Annotated in this window: 13 protein-coding genes and 1 pseudogene; 1 reads left to right on the top strand and 13 read right to left on the bottom strand. The window is 37.5% G+C overall.

What is annotated here, in order from left to right:
* Positions 1–67: 67 nt before the first annotated feature.
* From B7721_RS04580 to B7721_RS04525, 13 genes and pseudogenes are all read right to left on the bottom strand, one after another.
* A complete protein-coding gene (locus tag B7721_RS04580; protein WP_084877755.1) occupies positions 68–433 on the bottom strand; it encodes a TIGR02328 family protein in 366 nt (121 codons plus the stop codon).
* Positions 417–821 carry a YbgA family protein gene (locus tag B7721_RS04575; RefSeq protein ID WP_084877754.1) on the bottom strand — a complete coding sequence of 135 codons (405 nt, stop codon included), beginning with the start codon at positions 819–821 and terminating at the stop codon, positions 417–419. Before B7721_RS04575 ends, B7721_RS04580 begins: the two co-directional genes overlap by 17 nt.
* A gap of 124 nt (positions 822–945) precedes the next feature.
* Positions 946–3,990, bottom strand: a complete 3,045-nt coding sequence (locus tag B7721_RS04570; RefSeq protein ID WP_084878856.1) for a type I restriction endonuclease subunit R — start codon at positions 3,988–3,990, stop codon at positions 946–948.
* Positions 3,983–5,215 carry an anticodon nuclease gene (locus tag B7721_RS04565; RefSeq protein WP_084877752.1) on the bottom strand — a complete coding sequence of 411 codons (1,233 nt, stop codon included), beginning with the start codon at positions 5,213–5,215 and terminating at the stop codon, positions 3,983–3,985. Before B7721_RS04565 ends, B7721_RS04570 begins: the two co-directional genes overlap by 8 nt.
* Before the next feature lie 14 nt (positions 5,216–5,229).
* Complete coding sequence (locus tag B7721_RS04560) at positions 5,230–5,703, bottom strand: restriction endonuclease subunit S (protein WP_239823800.1); 474 nt, start codon at positions 5,701–5,703, stop codon at positions 5,230–5,232.
* A gap of 68 nt (positions 5,704–5,771) precedes the next feature.
* Complete coding sequence (locus B7721_RS04555) at positions 5,772–6,968, bottom strand: restriction endonuclease subunit S (protein ID WP_084877749.1); 1,197 nt, start codon at positions 6,966–6,968, stop codon at positions 5,772–5,774.
* Positions 6,968–7,972 (bottom strand): virulence RhuM family protein, encoded by a 1,005-nt coding sequence (locus tag B7721_RS04550; RefSeq protein ID WP_049489541.1) that lies wholly within the window; start codon positions 7,970–7,972, stop codon positions 6,968–6,970. Before B7721_RS04550 ends, B7721_RS04555 begins: the two co-directional genes overlap by 1 nt.
* Positions 7,962–9,533, bottom strand: a complete 1,572-nt coding sequence (locus B7721_RS04545) for a type I restriction-modification system subunit M (protein WP_084877747.1) — start codon at positions 9,531–9,533, stop codon at positions 7,962–7,964. Before B7721_RS04545 ends, B7721_RS04550 begins: the two co-directional genes overlap by 11 nt.
* A 124-nt stretch (positions 9,534–9,657) precedes the next feature.
* Positions 9,658–9,891, bottom strand: a complete 234-nt coding sequence (locus B7721_RS04540; protein WP_239823799.1) for a hypothetical protein — start codon at positions 9,889–9,891, stop codon at positions 9,658–9,660.
* 229 nt (positions 9,892–10,120) lie between these two features.
* Positions 10,121–10,912 (bottom strand): alpha/beta fold hydrolase, encoded by a 792-nt coding sequence (locus B7721_RS04535; protein ID WP_084877746.1) that lies wholly within the window; start codon positions 10,910–10,912, stop codon positions 10,121–10,123.
* Positions 10,913–11,139: 227 nt separating this feature from the next.
* Positions 11,140–12,285 carry an AbiH family protein gene (locus B7721_RS04530; RefSeq protein ID WP_084877744.1) on the bottom strand — a complete coding sequence of 382 codons (1,146 nt, stop codon included), beginning with the start codon at positions 12,283–12,285 and terminating at the stop codon, positions 11,140–11,142.
* 98 nt (positions 12,286–12,383) lie between these two features.
* Positions 12,384–12,482: pseudogene (locus tag B7721_RS10425) on the bottom strand (DUF6261 family protein); the annotation flags it as partial.
* 37 nt (positions 12,483–12,519) lie between these two features.
* Positions 12,520–15,153 carry a DEAD/DEAH box helicase family protein gene (locus tag B7721_RS04525; RefSeq protein ID WP_084877742.1) on the bottom strand — a complete coding sequence of 878 codons (2,634 nt, stop codon included), beginning with the start codon at positions 15,151–15,153 and terminating at the stop codon, positions 12,520–12,522.
* A 132-nt stretch (positions 15,154–15,285) separates the two neighbouring features.
* On the opposite strand from B7721_RS04525, the gene B7721_RS04520 reads away from it, so the two are divergent.
* Positions 15,286–15,903, top strand: a complete 618-nt coding sequence (locus tag B7721_RS04520; RefSeq protein ID WP_000076176.1) for a TVP38/TMEM64 family protein — start codon at positions 15,286–15,288, stop codon at positions 15,901–15,903.
* Positions 15,904–16,043: the final 140 nt, after the last annotated feature.

Here is a 16,043-nt window from a genome sequence, read left to right as displayed (position 1 = left end):
TAAAGGTCTCATTTTTATTATTCGAAAAAATACGAAAAGAGTTATAAAGTGGAGCTAATCCATACTCTTACTCCAGCTCTACCCCCTTGTCACGGAGATTAGCCAGACACTCCTCATAGTAGGCAGCGTCATGCTCGCTATAGATAGGACTTTTCAGCTTTTCCTCTGCCAAGTCTTCATAGGAAGGGCAGGTCTTTCCACGGTAGTTCTTATCCAGCCACTCTGGACTGACATTGTAGCCACGGCTAGCCATCTCCGCCATGATCAAGCGATGATAGGCATAGAGACGATAGGGCGAGTGGGTAAAGACATAGTCAACCGTCGCATGCTTTCTGCCCCAGCCATTGCCACGAAGGGCGCAGCACTCTCGATGTTGCCCCAAGAGCTGAGGACGGGGAAGTTGTGGAATCAAAGCCTCATGCCAAAGTCTCATGGGAGTCTCCTTTCAGCAGGGTAGAATCTTGCAGATAAGCATTTGGGTAACGCTCAAGCAAGTCTCGAGTCATAGCAATCAAATCTTCCTTAGAAGCTTGACCAAAGCGATAGCGATCCAGCAAGAGCATATAGTCCTTGCGCTCATCAAGGCTGGCTTGCTTTTTGAAGTAACCCCAAATATGCTGAAAGGCATTGCAAACCTGACCCCTGTGTTCTGGAATCTGGCAGGCACGGTCAATCATCTCTTGAACCTGACTCAGCTCCACCACTTCTTGCTTGAGATACTGGCGAATGTCCTTGTAAATATTGCTGGAATGGCTCAAAACAAGGTATTTGTTTCTAGCCCAGAGTTGCTGGCACTGGGATTTTTGATTAGTTTGTTCCATGTTTCTCCTTGTTTTCTATCCGTTTCCAGGAAATATGGAAACAAAATTGTATCCTAAAAATGAGCGAATAAATAGTGTTTTTTGTAGTTCCTGATTTTTCTAATAAACCTTGTTCGACAGCCCCTTAAATACCTGAATAAGTCTCTACCAACAACTGAATCTTACGTAAAACTTCTTGTTTTTTCCGTTCACGCGCTCCCTGTCTACGAGAAGTTGGTGGAATAATCGAATCCAAATCAGTACCACTATTTTCAGCATAACCTCGTTGAATTGATTTGTCGATAAACAATTGATAGTCATCTACAAGTTTCTCAGCCTCAGCTAGGTCTTGAATCGCGATTTTCTTGCGCTCCTTGCCATATTCGTAGAAAGCATGGATAATCCCATCATGGTCTTTCAATTTTTGCAAATCGGTGTCATTGATAAATCCAATAACCAACTCTTCTTTGGCACGGATATCAATACTAGAACGAATCACACGACTAACTTCTGCTTTCATTACTTCTTTAGACTCAGAATTCTTCGATTTTTCAACAATCAATGCCAAGATATAGTCTAGGTTAATCTCATCAGTTTTTAGTAACTCAATTTCAAATTCGACATCTGAAAGGTCAACATCCAAATCCTTAGTCTTTTCATAGTTTTTAAGATTCAAAAATTCATCTCGAATTTCCACATAGGCACTTCTTAAATCTTGAAGATAACCTTCAGAAATAGGTTTGTCGATTTCTTGGAATTCGTCATAATTTCGAAGAACATTATCAAGTTTCAATAACTCACCAAATAACTTAACAAACTCTTTTTTATCGTGCTCTGTTTCAATCTCTTGCGGATTTGGGAATTTTTCCAGAATTTCCTGACAAACCGCAGTATAGCCTTTGACCTCAATACCTGTTACTTGGTCAACGAAACCATCCATGTATTCACTAAAGCTTTTTTCTAAGATGATTTCAAGCTTATTTGTGTCTCCAAAAGTCTTAATAGCTTCTTGCGTAGCCTTTTCTAAATCACGAAAACAAACAATATTTCCAAAAGGTTTAACCCTATTAAAAATTCGATTGGTTCTCGAGAATGCCTGAATCAATCCATGATAACGAAGATTCTTGTCAACAAATAGCGTATTCATAGTCGGAGCATCAAATCCCGTCAAGAACATACCCACTACAATCAGAAGATCCACTTCCTTGGACTTAACTCGTTTAGAAAGGTCACGATAGTAATTTTGAAACTCTTTACCATCTGTCGAAAAGTTCGTCTTGAACATTTGATTATAGTCGTAGATTGCCTTAGCCAGAAACTCTTTAGAAGATAGAGGCATAGCTGTATCTTGAGGGTCTAGCTCTTCGTCTTGAATTTCCCCATAAGCTGACTGTTCTTCGTTAGGTGCAAAGCTAAAAATGGTTGCGATTTTCAATCGTTTAGCTTCTGGTAAAGTTGCTTGTTGCCGTTGGAGTTCTTCATAGTATAGTTTTGCTGCTTCAATACTTTGTACAGCCAACATAGCATTAAAACCTTGCATCTTCTTTTGCTTATGAGTGTAATATTTACTCCGACGCGTCTTGTCATTATAAACTCTCAACAGGTACTCAGTGATGGTTGCAATCCGTTCTGGATGCAATAGGAGTTCCTTCTCCATCTTTTTGAGTTTCTTCTCATCAATCTCTTGACCAACTGCTTTTTCAGCTTCTCTATACTTGTTTATTTCAGGCTTGATATAGTTATAGTCGACTTTGAACTTCAACACTTTTTTATCTCGAATAGCATCTGTTATAACGTAGTTATGAAGTTGCTCTCCAAAAACCTCTTGTGTTGTTTCTCCTGTTAAGCTATTTTCTGGGAAAATCGGAGTACCTGTAAATCCAAATAAAGCATACTGTTTAAAAGCTTTTTTGATACGCTTTTGCGCCTTTCCAAACTGGGAGCGATGGCACTCGTCAAAAATCAAGACACATTTCTTACTGTAGATTTCATGATTTGGATTTGCTGTTATAAATTTATTTAACTTCTGAATAGTTGTGACAACGATTTTACCATCATTTTCTTCAATATTACGTTGGAGTTCTTTTGTATTGTTGCTACCATTGACTGAATTTGGCTGGAATTTTTGATACTCCTTCATGGTCTGATAGTCAAGGTCTTTTCTATCAACGACGAATATCACTTTGTCAATGTAGTCCAACTCTGTTGCCAAGCGTGCAGTCTTAAAGCTGGTCAAGGTTTTCCCCGACCCTGTCGTATGCCAGATATAGCCACAAGCATTGATAGAGCCAAAGTTCTTCATTTCATTGGAAGAATGAATCTTGCGCAAGATACTCTCAGTTGCTGCTATCTGATATGGGCGCATGATGAGCAAGGTATTATCAGCATCAAAAACACAATACTTGGTCAAAACTTCTAAGAGGACTCGCTTACTTAAGAAAGTGACAGTAAAGTCCTCGAGGTCATGAATTGTTTTATTTTTGCGGTCCGCCCACTCACAGGTGAACTCATAATGATTTTTATTTTGAGCTGTCGTATTTGCAAAGTAGCGTGTATAAGTGCCATTCGAAATCACAAAAATCTGAATATATTTGTATAAAGAATTTTCGCTATTGAAACTTTCCTTACTATATCTATGGATTTGTTCAAAAGCTTGTTTGAGACTAACCCCGCGTCTCTTCAATTCAATTTGAACTAACGGCAGACCATTCACTAAAATAGTAACATCATAACGATTGGTATGGCTCCCCACCTGAGTCACTTGGTTGATGACCTGCATACTGTTATTGTGAATGTTTTTCTTATCAAGGATGAAAATATTTTTAATCCGCCCATCATCAAAGACAAAGTCATAGATATGATTTTCTTGGATTTTTCGTGTTTTTTCAACCAACCCTTCATTCGGACAGTCCAGATACTCGACTACAAAGCGACTCCATTCCACATCCGTAAAGACCACCTTATTAAGTTTTTCAATTTGAACCTTTGCATTTGCTAAGAGTTCTTCAGGCGTATGAATATTTAAGCGTTCATAGTTGAGATGATTCACCAAATCAGAAATTAACTGATTTTCTAAATCAGCCTCTGTCTGATATTCTCTATCCGTGCGATACTCTGGTTGATACTCAGCCAAGAGAATCCCTTCATTTGTTTCCGCAATTACTTCATGTACTTTTGAATAATCAACCATTTTCATTTTCCTCTTCTTGGTTAAATTTATATTTTTTCTCAAAACTATTGAATAATTCTATTAAAGTATTTTTTTCTCGTTCTTGCAATTCTCTAAACTCCAAATCTGATTGACGATTATGTGTGAATAAATCAATCCTTTGAGCATATAACTCTATATTTTCTGGAGTAATCTCATCACCAGCCACTTCTAACCCTAATAAAACTTCTTCCCATCTACTATAACCTAAGAATGTAGCTGTTTTTTCTAATAGATTTCTTAACAAAGCATAATGAAATTTTTCTACTCGTCCACTGTCCACAGCTCTACGTAATTCTTCTCTTACCTTTAGATGATACCCGAAAGGAGAATCTTTCTCAACGTCAGTCAAGATATATTTCACTTCATTGTTATTTTCAATAACTTTTTTCATCACATGGAAGCAGGTCTTCTTAATTCTTTTTTCAAATCTAATTTCATTATATAAGACGTTGTAGAAAAGTGGTTGGTGACTAGAAAGTATAAACTTCAAATCTGTATTTCCAGATTTTGCAATGATATCCTTTAAAAAAATCGCGGAATCAATGATATTGTTATCATCTAATGAAGAAATTGGATCGTCTATATAAATATACTTAAAGTTTTGAAAGTCAGAGTCAATTTCTGAGTCGCCCAATTCTTCAATAATAAGATCTAAGAGAGTAACGAAAATAGACCAAACAAAAATCCTCTCCTCACCCCTAGAAATTTTGATCGTTTCATCATCTACTGTAAAACGAATACTTTTGAAGTTACTCTCTAATCTTGGTATATGCTGTTCACCAATAATATCAATAATTGGAATACCAAAATCATCAACAGCCTGTTCTTCAATATCCTCAAAAATTGGAACTATTAAATCACCGACAAATTTCTGGAAAGTTATAATAACCTGATTAAATTGTTGCTGATTCTCCAAAAAGTTACCCAAATAGGTACGTTTATCATATTTAAGATAACGATTTTCATCATTTTCTAAATCATTTTCCCAAGTAAAAAGATCTTCTGTAAAGGCATTAAAATAAAGTATTTTCTTAATTTCTGACTCTTCGTCATTCTCCGATACATTTAATTTATCCTTTAAAATCATAGAAAGACGCGTTTTCCCCGTAGCATTAAAAGCATAAATTAAATGCACCTTCTTATTACTTGAAATGAGTTCATCTGCAATCTCTTCTAACGTATTAAATACTTTATCATCTGCCATAATTTACTGTTTCCTTATACATGAAAATGAAGTAGTTCATCTCTCCAGTATTCATACTGTTTCTGTCTTAGTTCGATTTCTTTTGGAAGGCCCTCAGAAAGAGAGTTAGTTAAAGTGTTGAAATGGTCAAGAATGGAGACAATTCTTACTTGTTCAGTAAGAGATGGTAAGTAGAACGTTACTTTATCAATAACATCCTTAGATAATCTAGGAATACTAGCCTTTCGAACCTGTGATTTGAGTCTATCTTGCTTACTTAACAAGACATGGTACATAAATTTATCAGAAATATTATCTGATGTCTCTAATGTGTAGACATCGTCTGCTGCCCAAAAGTCCATAGCGCTATACCCAATTTCACCAGCCGCCCCTGCACAAATTACAAAGCTAGTATTTTTCACTCTGTTTGATTCAGTATAATATCCTAAAGGCGTCAAACTGTTTTGATAAACTGGAAAACTTCCTGTAGTAGCTAACTGTTGTCTCACAAGACGTTTCCCACGTTGTAAATTAATAACTTGTCCCAACTCCACTCGGATTGGACCAAATACCCAATTTAGGAGCCTAATGATGTCTTGTCTGTACTGTACTGTACTGTACTGTCAGTGTACTCGCCTTCGGCGACGAATGTCAAGAGTTTTTCTCGGAAATATTCGTACTGTTTTTGACGAAGTTCAATCTCCTTAGGAAGTCCAATATTTAAGTCATTACAAACCATGTCAAAGTTATCTAAAACTTGAACAATACGAGACTGGATTTCGAGAGAAGGGACTGGGATTTTGAATTTTTCAGTATCATTACTAGAAATTTGTGGCATCTGCATATTATTAGCGATGTTTTGAAAATGTTCTTTATTATGAACTAAGTAATGATAAATATATCTTAAGTTGATATTTTCATTGTCTGAACTATATGACCAAAATTCATTTTTAAAACTAAATGGTTCTGTGCAGTATTCAAAATCAATAATTCCACGAGATTTTACAACAATTGCCTCTTCTGTGTGAATATCTTTATCGGGAATATCTCCATAGTTCACATCAGCGTAAGTCTTTCCTCCTGCAAAGATACGGATTGGCGCACCATCTTTGTGAAGTAATTTCATCTGACTAGCTGTAATTTTAGTTCCTTTTCCTTTTTTAAGACATTCGTTCAACTTCTTCCACTCAACCTGATAAACCTCATCCTCAAATGATAAAAGTTTATCTCGATAAAAAGAATATTGCTTTTTACGTGAGGTCAATTCTGAGGTCAATTCTGAGGTCAATTCTGTAACATAATCGGTAAATTTGTCAAGTATTTGCACTATTTTTTCTTGAATTTCTAGAGGAGGAATTGGAATTTTTATACTTTTTAGATTCTTTTGATTAAGCTTAGGAGGTGTCCCTCTAACAATATCAGAGACATCAGTTTGACTCAATACATAATACACATATTTCAATAAAGCACATCCTGGTACTTCACCTAAAATATGCGCATGATTGTTAACCCAAATTTTACCTATCACCCAGTGTAATATAGGTGAATTATCATTTTTTATTACACTTCCATCTTCTCCCATTAAAATAAAAGTGCCGTCAAAAATCCAATCTTTGACATAATCTTGAATTCCATTAGCTCCATAATAAGGAATATCACCCGGAATTCTTTGACTTTTTGTTATTGGGCGTCTTAAACTATCCAAAACCTCAACTACTTCCCCTAACTCTTTCCACTCAACGGGACAGTTCTGGATTTCTTCTAGGATGTTCATCACTTACCTCCTTCCTTGGCTAGATTTTCAATGCTTTTAATTTCTTTGAGGTAATCTTTTTCAACTTGACTGAGGGTCTTGGCTTGGTAGCTCTTATATTCCTTATCTACCTTCTGCTTCATCTGTTCACGAGAGATAGAACCACTATTGTCCAGCAAGTCTTCTCCAGTAGCCTGAAGAATACGATCTACGTGAGTCACCCAGTCAGCCATAGTCATGACCTCTTCTCGCTCCGCCTGCCTTTCAGCAAAGTCTAGATATCCTGATACAAGCTGATTAAGCCCACGAAGTTCCTTCTCTGTCAGATAGTTCTTAGCAACTTTTGCTTCGGATAAAGTAGGGAGGTCTCCCTTAAAAGTGGTTAATCCCATAAACTCCTTTTCACTATCAACACGGTTATAAATGAGTTCACTCGCAGTATTGTGGTGAATGGCATAATGCATCTTGTTTTGCACCGTCGCAAAGAATTTCTTTGCCTCTGGAGAGTTTGCATTGTAGTCACTTGATGTCGCAAAAAGATCTAAAACCTGACGATAAAAGACTTTTTCACTAGAGCGGATATCTCTGATTCTTTCAAGGAGTTCTTTAAAGTAAGAGCCTCCACCCAAATTTTTCAAACGCTCATCATCCATAGCAAAGCCTTTAATCAGATACTCTTTCAAGACTGTCGAAGCATAGTGTCTGAACTGGATTCCACGAGGGGAACGCACACGATAGCCAATCGCCAAAATCATATCGAGATTATAGTAGGCTACTTTTTTTGACTGAGTTTTACCAGCTATTGCACCGTGACGAGTGGTTGTCAACTGATAGTTGACAACCACTGTTTCATCCAATTCACCATCTTCAAAGATGGCCTTGATATGTTTACTAATGTTTTGCTTGGAAGTCTGAAAAAGCTCAGCTAGTTCCTGTTGGGTCAACCAAACCGTTCCATTATCCAAGTGAAGTTCAATAGCAGACTCCCCGTCATCTGTTCTATAGAGAATCACATCATTTGCCATGGCTAAGTTCCTCTACAATCTTATCTATCTCTGCACGCAAGTGGTCAATCTTGGCAACAGTCTCAGCGATTTCTTTATTGAGCACATCTATATCAATCTTCTCACGTGTGTCTTCTTGTTCGACATAAGTTGACACAGATAGATTGTAATCCTGCTCTGAACCAATCACATCATTATCAACAAGAGCTGCTTTATAGTCTACACTTTGATAATTAGTGAACAATTCAACAATATGCTCAATATTACTGTCTGTCAAAACATTGTTATTGGTTTCTTTTTTGAATTCTTTACTCGCATCAATAAAGAGGGTTTTATTTTCAAGTTTATTCTTCGCCAGAACTAAAATCGTAGTTGCGATAGAAGTGCCAAAGAAGAGATTATCTGGAAGGGCAATGACTGCTTCAACAAAGTTGTTATCTACCAAATACTGACGAATGGTCTTTTCAGCACCTCCACGATAGAAAATGCCTGGGAAGCAAACAATAGCTGCCCGACCTTTATTAGACAAGTGGTTGAGACTATGCATAATAAAGGCAAAGTCAGCTTTTGACTTGGGCGCTAGTTTCCCTGCAGGAGCAAAACGGTCATCATTTATCAGAGTTGGATCTCCATCTCCCACCCATTTGACAGAATACGGAGGGTTAGAAACGATAGCATCAAAAGGCTTTTCTTCCAGATGCTGAGGATTTAAAAGGGTATCTCCTCGCTTAATATCAAAGTTATTGTAGTTGATATTGTGTAGGAACATATTCATACGAGCCAAGTTGTAGTTGGTCATATTGATTTCCTGGCCAAAGAATCCATCTTCCAAGATATGATCTTCGTATTGTTTTTTCATTTGAAGAAGGAGAGAGCCTGAACCACATGTCGGGTCATAGACCTTGTTAATCTTATCTTTTCCGACCATGACTAGTCGAGCTAACAGTTTAGATACTGTCTGTGGTGTGAAAAATTCACCCCCGCTTTTCCCTGCGTTACTGGCATAGTTGGAAATCAAGAACTCATAAGCATCCCCAAAGGCATCGATATCATTTTCCTCAAAGTTACCAAAGTTAATACTATTGATACCGTTAAGGATATCAGAAAGCCGCTTATTTTTTTCTGGAACAGTTCCACCAAGGATGTTGCTTCGTGTATCCAAGTTATCAAACAGACCTTTGATATCATCTTCTGATTTGAAGCCAATAGCTGACTTTTCAATATCTTGGAAAATATTGGCCAATTCTTCGTTTAAATTTTCATTTTGCGAGGCATTCTTGACCACATTTTCAAAGAGTTGACTCGGAAGGATAAAGAATCCCTTATCCTCAACTGTCCCCGGTTTAAAATCTTGCTCAGCTTCTTGGTCACTTAAGTCAGCATAACGGAATTCTAAATCACCAGCCTCATGCTCAGCATGGTCAAAATAGTCTGCCATATGCTCTGAAATAAAACGATAGAACAGAATTCCTAGGATATATTGTTTAAAATCCCAACCGTCTACAGCCCCACGCACATCGTCCGCAATAGCCCAAATTTTACGATGCAGCTCCTTGCGTTCTGCATTTTCTTTACTTGCCATTTTTACTTTCCTTAATTAATGTATTATCTTTTCTATTTTATCATATTTTCACAACTAAAAATTAACTTTAGTATAACGATAAAAATAAGCAATGAAGTAGAAAAAATTCCCAAATTTTAAAATCCTAATCTCTACGTCTATGTTCTCCATCTATTTCTTCTACAAATTTAAATCCTTTTAATTCCAGTTGCTCAAGTTTGGGACGAATCTTTCTCATAACCTCCTCCCTATAATCTTCAAATTCATGAGGAGGTTCAAAAGCGTATTTTTCTATCCAAAGAGTATAGGTCATATTTTCTGGAATTTTATCAAAGTCAAAATAATTTCCACTGTAGAAAGAATCTCTTGGAATTTCCAAAATGATAAAAATTCCTTATCTCCAAAACAATCTATCGCATTTAATATACTGCTATCCCATGACTTAATTTGCCCAAATTTATTAACTACACTGAGATAAGTCAATAGGAAGATTTTTTCTCCTACCTACAGTTCTCGTGCAAGTTTTATAGGTTCTATCTCTTAAAAACTTATAAATTGCTAAGTTCAACAAACTGGGATTTGTCGATTTTACAGTAGTTACAATATCTTTATAGCCATTTATTTATATATTTCCTTATTAAATCATTTACTTCATCAGGATTATCTTGATTTGAATTATGAGCGGCATTTTTAATAATGTGTAGTGGGTATCCTTCCCTTTTGTGCCACTCTCTTGTATACTGCGACACTTTACCAACCTTATCGTTCTCCCCAAGTAAAAGTATTACAGGACATTTCAAATTTATTTCATGATTTTCAGGAATAAATGCTGCTTCACCTATCCACATCAAATGGCATAGTTCCTTTTTACTATAGATTGAAAGCATAAGTTTCATACTGTTCTGAGTATACTCAGAAACACCACAACCTTTTGCCATGAAATCTCTTAGCATTTTATCAGGGTATAGTTTACTTATCCACTCAATCTGGTTTAACCAAAACATATCTGATTTGCTATAATAATTTCCAAAAGGAACGCTATCTATAGAAATAAAACCTATTGCTTGTTCTTGATGTCCTTCTATGTAATATTGAGCTATCATTCCTCCAAGTGATTGCCCAATAAATATTGCCGATTTAACATTCTCTGTTTTTAATATAATTTCCAGTTCTTGCGTCACTAATTTGTAATTAAACGTACTGTATGGTCTGGACTCTCCGTGACATGGGCAATCCCAAACAATAATATTGAAATCCTTTTTAAATTCATCTACTTGTTTATCATATAATCTATGATCAGCTGTCAATCCAGGAAGCATTACAATGCATGGTTTTTCGACATTTTCATTAGTCCAATAATACGTATTTCCTTGTTCCGATTCCACACTTTTTTTAATCATCCTATCTCTCCAAAAATTCCAATTTATCTACACCGCTTTAATCTTCTCATTTATCAATTCAATAAATACTATCACAATCACTCCATTAAATAAATATATTTTCTTTTCTATTTTATCATATTCCTAGAAAAACCACTTGAACTAGGGAGGATGAGTGGGGTATAAACTATTTTTAAAATATGATTTTATAATTGTACTCTATGATTTCAATTATTTTTTTGATTTTATTAAGGCAGTAGTACTTCTTTCATACCATCCTTATCATCACTCTTTATAAATACAACATTCTGTTTACCTGTTAATTCTATCAGTTTTTCCTTCCCAAGGATGATTGCGAGATTCTTAATAATTGAACGTTTAGCTAAATCATTAAAATAAGTGAAAATAAATCTATAATCATACTTTCCATTTTCTGCTAATGCAAAACATTTTTGAAATATTTCTTTATCCAAAGGGTCAACCGAGTGTCCAAAAACAATGATATTCTTTGAATTTGGAAGTTGACTTCCGAATTCGTCATCTATATCATAGAAAGTTCGTTTAAAAAATTTTTCAAAATCATTTCCCGTTTCTTTTACTACTCTTTGATAATATTTCTGGTAGGGAATTAAATCACTGTTAACATCATTTTCTTTATCCTCAATTCCAAAAACCATCGTATTAATTCGACTGAAGGTTCTAATTAAGTCAATTCGCCCATGTATGAAATGAGTTCTCTTCTCAGAAGTTTCAAATAAATATCGTGAAGTGTTTGTATAATTAAAGTTTAGGACAGAGGAATTTGACAAATCTGATATTGCATCTAGAGCTGTTGGCTTGGATTTTATCTCGATAACTTTAAAATCAAGAAAGTCTCTATAAGATAAATATATTTCTAACAATTCAATCAATAGATCAAGTTGATTGATAAATTCATTATTCAACTTTTCCATTGCAACTTCTCTTTCTAAAGAACTCCAGCCTTCCTCTTTATACAAGGAAATAAAACATCTCGCAACAAATGCTTTTGAACTATAATTTTTTTCTCTTACTAATTGATCTTCAAGTGCCCAAAATTGATTTTCAGGTGCAATTTGAAAAAGTAAATCATTATTCTCCTTAAAATACATAATTGATTCTACAAGTTGCGAAATCATTATTTCAAGATTAGACCAATTATCTCCAAGAGTACCTTTATTCTCATTAATAAATTTCAAATATAAATTATCTTTGTATTTCTCAATCTTTATATTTTTATCTTTTAAAAACTCCAGTAACCCCTCATCTGGATTAGAAAATAATTGTTTTTCAAAGTCAATAAAATCGGTATATTTTGTTTTTCGCCCCATTGCAATATCAAAGCCATTACCTAGAATTAAAATTGTATCTGCCATGATTTTTTCTCCTCTACATTATAGATAATTATCAAAATTATACCACGAATCCACCAAAAAACGCCTTTAGATAATAATATATGTAAAGACGTTTGTTTTTATCCTGCTACTTGTTCTATTTCTTCTACTTTAACTTTCTTCTCCTTCTTACTTGAACTAGTCAATCGTCTCTTACTGTCTCTAATTGTGTTTATATTTTAAGAGAATTTACTTATTTATCTCTTGTAAACTCCCCTACTCCAACTGACTTTTAACCTTCTTCTTAGTCAAGATACGGTCATTTTTGTTAGAGAGAGCTTTTATACGAGCTTCGAGAAGGGTTTTCCTTCCTGCCTCTGTTCGTGTGTAGATCAGGTGATAACGTCCAATAGTTGGCGTCAGAAAGTCAAGGAATTTCTGTGCTTCTTCCTTGCGCTTATCAAAAAGACTAGGCACGACATAGTAAGGTGACTGACCTTGTCGGACTTTCTCTGCCTTCAAGAGATAGCGCTGGTTATCCACTGGAGCAAAGAACTCTCCCACAGTCTGCGCAAACAGCTCCTTGTCCCTCATGTTTCCTCCCTTGAGATAGGCGAAAACCATGTAGTTTTCCTTGTCCTCCTCTACCTGAACACGGGATTGATCATCCGTTAGATGTCCCGAATCTAGCAGAGCCTTTCGGATCTGCTCACCCAGAGACTGCAAGCGTTTATAGGGACTCTTATAGCGGAGGTAGCGCCAAGATGCAAAGGCCAAAAAGAGGAAACAGGCTGCTGTAAGCCACCAAACACCGATCAGTCTCAGTCTAAATAGCAAGACCAACAAATCCACTGCCAACAAGAGTAATGACAGGCGAACCCATTTTAATGCATCAAGCAAGAGCATGACTGGGACCTTCTGTTTTTGAGCCGCGACTTCTGTAACTATCTCAAATTGATCCGCTACAACAAGAGCTTCCTGCCATTTTTTTCTCAAGCCTGCTCGATCCTTGGAGAGACTCTTAACTCGCTCATTGTACTCACTAATTTGCTTTTTCTTAAAAGGGGGCTTTGGAAAATCCAAACGATCCAAACCAGTCTCAATACTCTCCTGATTATAGGCCAAGCCAAGAAAATGCTCCATCCGTCGCGACAAGGTCTGCAGATCCTGATTGCTCTCTGGTCTAGACTCCTCACCAGGAAGAGTGATGAGTGCTTGAGCTTGAACGGCTACCAGATGCCAGATGTTGCTGGTCTTTTCTGGATGTCCCGGCCAGATACGAATGGCACGCCCGCGCATCTGGTTGCTCAGCATAAAGCTCCCCACAAAGCTTCCGAGGATTAGGGAATTAACACAAGGAGCATCCCAACCCTCTCCGAGGAGAGATTTGGTTCCGACTAGGACTTGAATCCGTCCTCGTTGAAAAAGCTCCGTCACTGCCGTTACGATTCCCTTAGCTGAGCTCGGAAAACCTACCTGAACATAATCTTTTGGATCTAAGTGACCAATAGATGAGAAACTAAGAGGAACCTGAGGCAAGAGCTCCTTCAACTCTGCTGCCACATCGGTAGGCAAAATAACGACACTACCTGACAAGACAGCCAAAGACACAGGTATCTCTTGCTCCTGAGCTTTTCGACGAATGCTTTCAAAATAAGGGAGAACCCCCAACTGAGAAATGGTTGCTTGATTATCTCCCAGATAGGTGGCAAAATCCTTGCGAATATAGTCAGCTAGTACTAACTGTCTCAGTTCCTGACCTAGACTCTCATACTCTGTCAAGAAGATATCGGCAATGGCAGACAACTTCCCCAGAGATTGGGTTAAAAGCTGGTCAGAAGCCTTGGACTTAACCAGATAAACCTGACGTTTTTCCACCAACCCACGCGCCTTCAAGTCAGCCTCTAACTTTTTCCTATATCCATCTGGATCCTCATACCAATCTGGTGTCTGATAGAGTATGCTCTGCAACAGCGTCTCCAGCCAGTAGGAGGTCAATGCTGGAAGCTTCTGGGTTCCCAGTAAATTTTGTAAAGAGGGAGGGATCGTTAACCCCTGAGAATGCATATAAATCAACATAGCAGACAAGTACTTGGGATCTTCTAAGAGCAAATCAGATGAAATATCCCCTTTGAGAACCTTAGACCCTGCTACAAATGTTTGAAAATCAGGATCGACTATAAGTTGATGAATATAGTCCCACTTAGTCTCCTCAAACCGTTTGAGACGTTCCGCCTCTTCAGCTGTTGGTGAACACATATAGACAAAATCCTGATGAGGGCAAAGAGTGTCTTCCTTGACTAGTTCAGGTACCGTGATTTCTTGATCAATCTCCCCACACATACGGATATAGCGTTCCCAGAGTTCTGGCTCGCTGTCATAAGGTGGTGTGGCTGTCAGGGAGATGAGTTTCAGCGGTCCATACTGCTTGCGAAAGGCTTCCAGACTTTTCCACCATTCATTGCGCAGGTGGTGGCATTCGTCCAAACAAAGAGTCGCAACTTTCTGAGCTCTTAGGCTTGCAAGCAAATCAAACCCCACAAAATCCTCTGATTCACCATCTTCTTGTGATTGCAGTTGGTTCATGGCACTATGAAAAGCCTGATAAGTCACAATCGTTAATGCCTTCATCTCCTTTAAGTTTTGGGAAACGAGGTCTGAAAGCCTCTGACCCTCCCCTAGAAATGCAGTTTGAATCCTATCTACCCATTGTTCACGAATGATGACAGTCGGAACTAAGATGAGGGCTGGGTTGCCAAAACGAGCGATTAGCTCGATACCAATGGTGGTCTTTCCAGACCCTGGGGCAGCCACTAGATGAACATGACCGTCTGCTTGATAGTCCTGAAAACGATCCAAGACCTGTTTTTGATATTGGCGCCAGCTTCCTTTAAAGTTTAAACCTAACATGATACCCCTCATTCTATACCGTCACTTTCTTATTCTCATTTTACCATACTTATTTCACCAGTCAGATAATCCAGATAGTTTTTCTTCCCAAAATATGATATAGTAGTATCATACTATCTATGAGGAGTTTACATGTCACAGGATAAGCAAATGAAAGCTGTTTCTCCCCTTCTACAGCAAGTCATCAATATCTCATCTATCGTCGGGGGAGTCGGCACCTTGATTTTCTGTATTTGGGCCTATCAAGCAGGTGTTTTACAGTCCAAGGAAACCCTATCAGCCTTTATCCAGCAAGCTGGGGTTTGGGGGCCACCACTCTTTATCTTTTTACAGATCCTACAAACCGTCGTTCCGATCATTCCGGGAGCTTTGACCTCAGTGGCTGGGGTCTTTATTTACGGCCACATCATCGGAACCATCTATAACTATATCGGCATCGTGATTGGCTGTGCCATTATCTTTTACCTGGTGCGTCTCTATGGAGCTGCCTTTGTCCAGTCCGTCGTCAGCAAGCGCACCTATGACAAGTATATCGGTTGGCTAGATAAGGGCAATCGTTTCGAGCGGTTCTTTATCTTTATGATGATCTGGCCTGTCAGTCCAGCTGACTTTCTCTGTATGCTGGCTGCCCTGACCAAGATGACCTTCAAGCGCTATATGATTATCATCATTCTGACCAAGCCCTTTACCCTAGTGGTTTATACTTATGGTTTGACCTATATTATTGATTTCTTCTGGCAGATGTTTTGATAATAGAAAATAGCCTGATACTAAATATACTTTGGTATGGAAATCATGCCAACTTTTCGATAGTGAATCGAGGACTAACCTAGCCTTTCCGCCGTGATAAAAACACCTGAAATCTCATGGTTTCAGGTGTTGGGAAACTT

The organism is Streptococcus oralis subsp. oralis, assembly GCF_002096445.1.
Lineage (GTDB): Bacteria > Bacillota > Bacilli > Lactobacillales > Streptococcaceae > Streptococcus > Streptococcus oralis_N.
The sequence above is the reverse complement of the archived record's forward strand: the minus strand, read 5'-3'. Positions and strand labels throughout refer to the sequence as shown.

Coding starts and splice junctions, on each gene's coding strand:
- B7721_RS04580 (WP_084877755.1), bottom strand. CDS start 433: ATGAGACTTTGGCATGAGGCTTTGATTCCACAACTTCCCCGTCCTCAG.
- B7721_RS04575 (WP_084877754.1), bottom strand. CDS start 821: ATGGAACAAACTAATCAAAAATCCCAGTGCCAGCAACTCTGGGCTAGA.
- B7721_RS04570 (WP_084878856.1), bottom strand. CDS start 3,990: ATGGTTGATTATTCAAAAGTACATGAAGTAATTGCGGAAACAAATGAA.
- B7721_RS04565 (WP_084877752.1), bottom strand. CDS start 5,215: ATGGCAGATGATAAAGTATTTAATACGTTAGAAGAGATTGCAGATGAA.
- B7721_RS04555 (WP_084877749.1), bottom strand. CDS start 6,968: ATGAACATCCTAGAAGAAATCCAGAACTGTCCCGTTGAGTGGAAAGAG.
- B7721_RS04550 (WP_049489541.1), bottom strand. CDS start 7,972: ATGGCAAATGATGTGATTCTCTATAGAACAGATGACGGGGAGTCTGCT.
- B7721_RS04545 (WP_084877747.1), bottom strand. CDS start 9,533: ATGGCAAGTAAAGAAAATGCAGAACGCAAGGAGCTGCATCGTAAAATT.
- B7721_RS04535 (WP_084877746.1), bottom strand. CDS start 10,912: ATGATTAAAAAAAGTGTGGAATCGGAACAAGGAAATACGTATTATTGG.
- B7721_RS04530 (WP_084877744.1), bottom strand. CDS start 12,285: ATGGCAGATACAATTTTAATTCTAGGTAATGGCTTTGATATTGCAATG.
- B7721_RS04525 (WP_084877742.1), bottom strand. CDS start 15,153: ATGTTAGGTTTAAACTTTAAAGGAAGCTGGCGCCAATATCAAAAACAG.
- B7721_RS04520 (WP_000076176.1), top strand. CDS start 15,286: ATGTCACAGGATAAGCAAATGAAAGCTGTTTCTCCCCTTCTACAGCAA.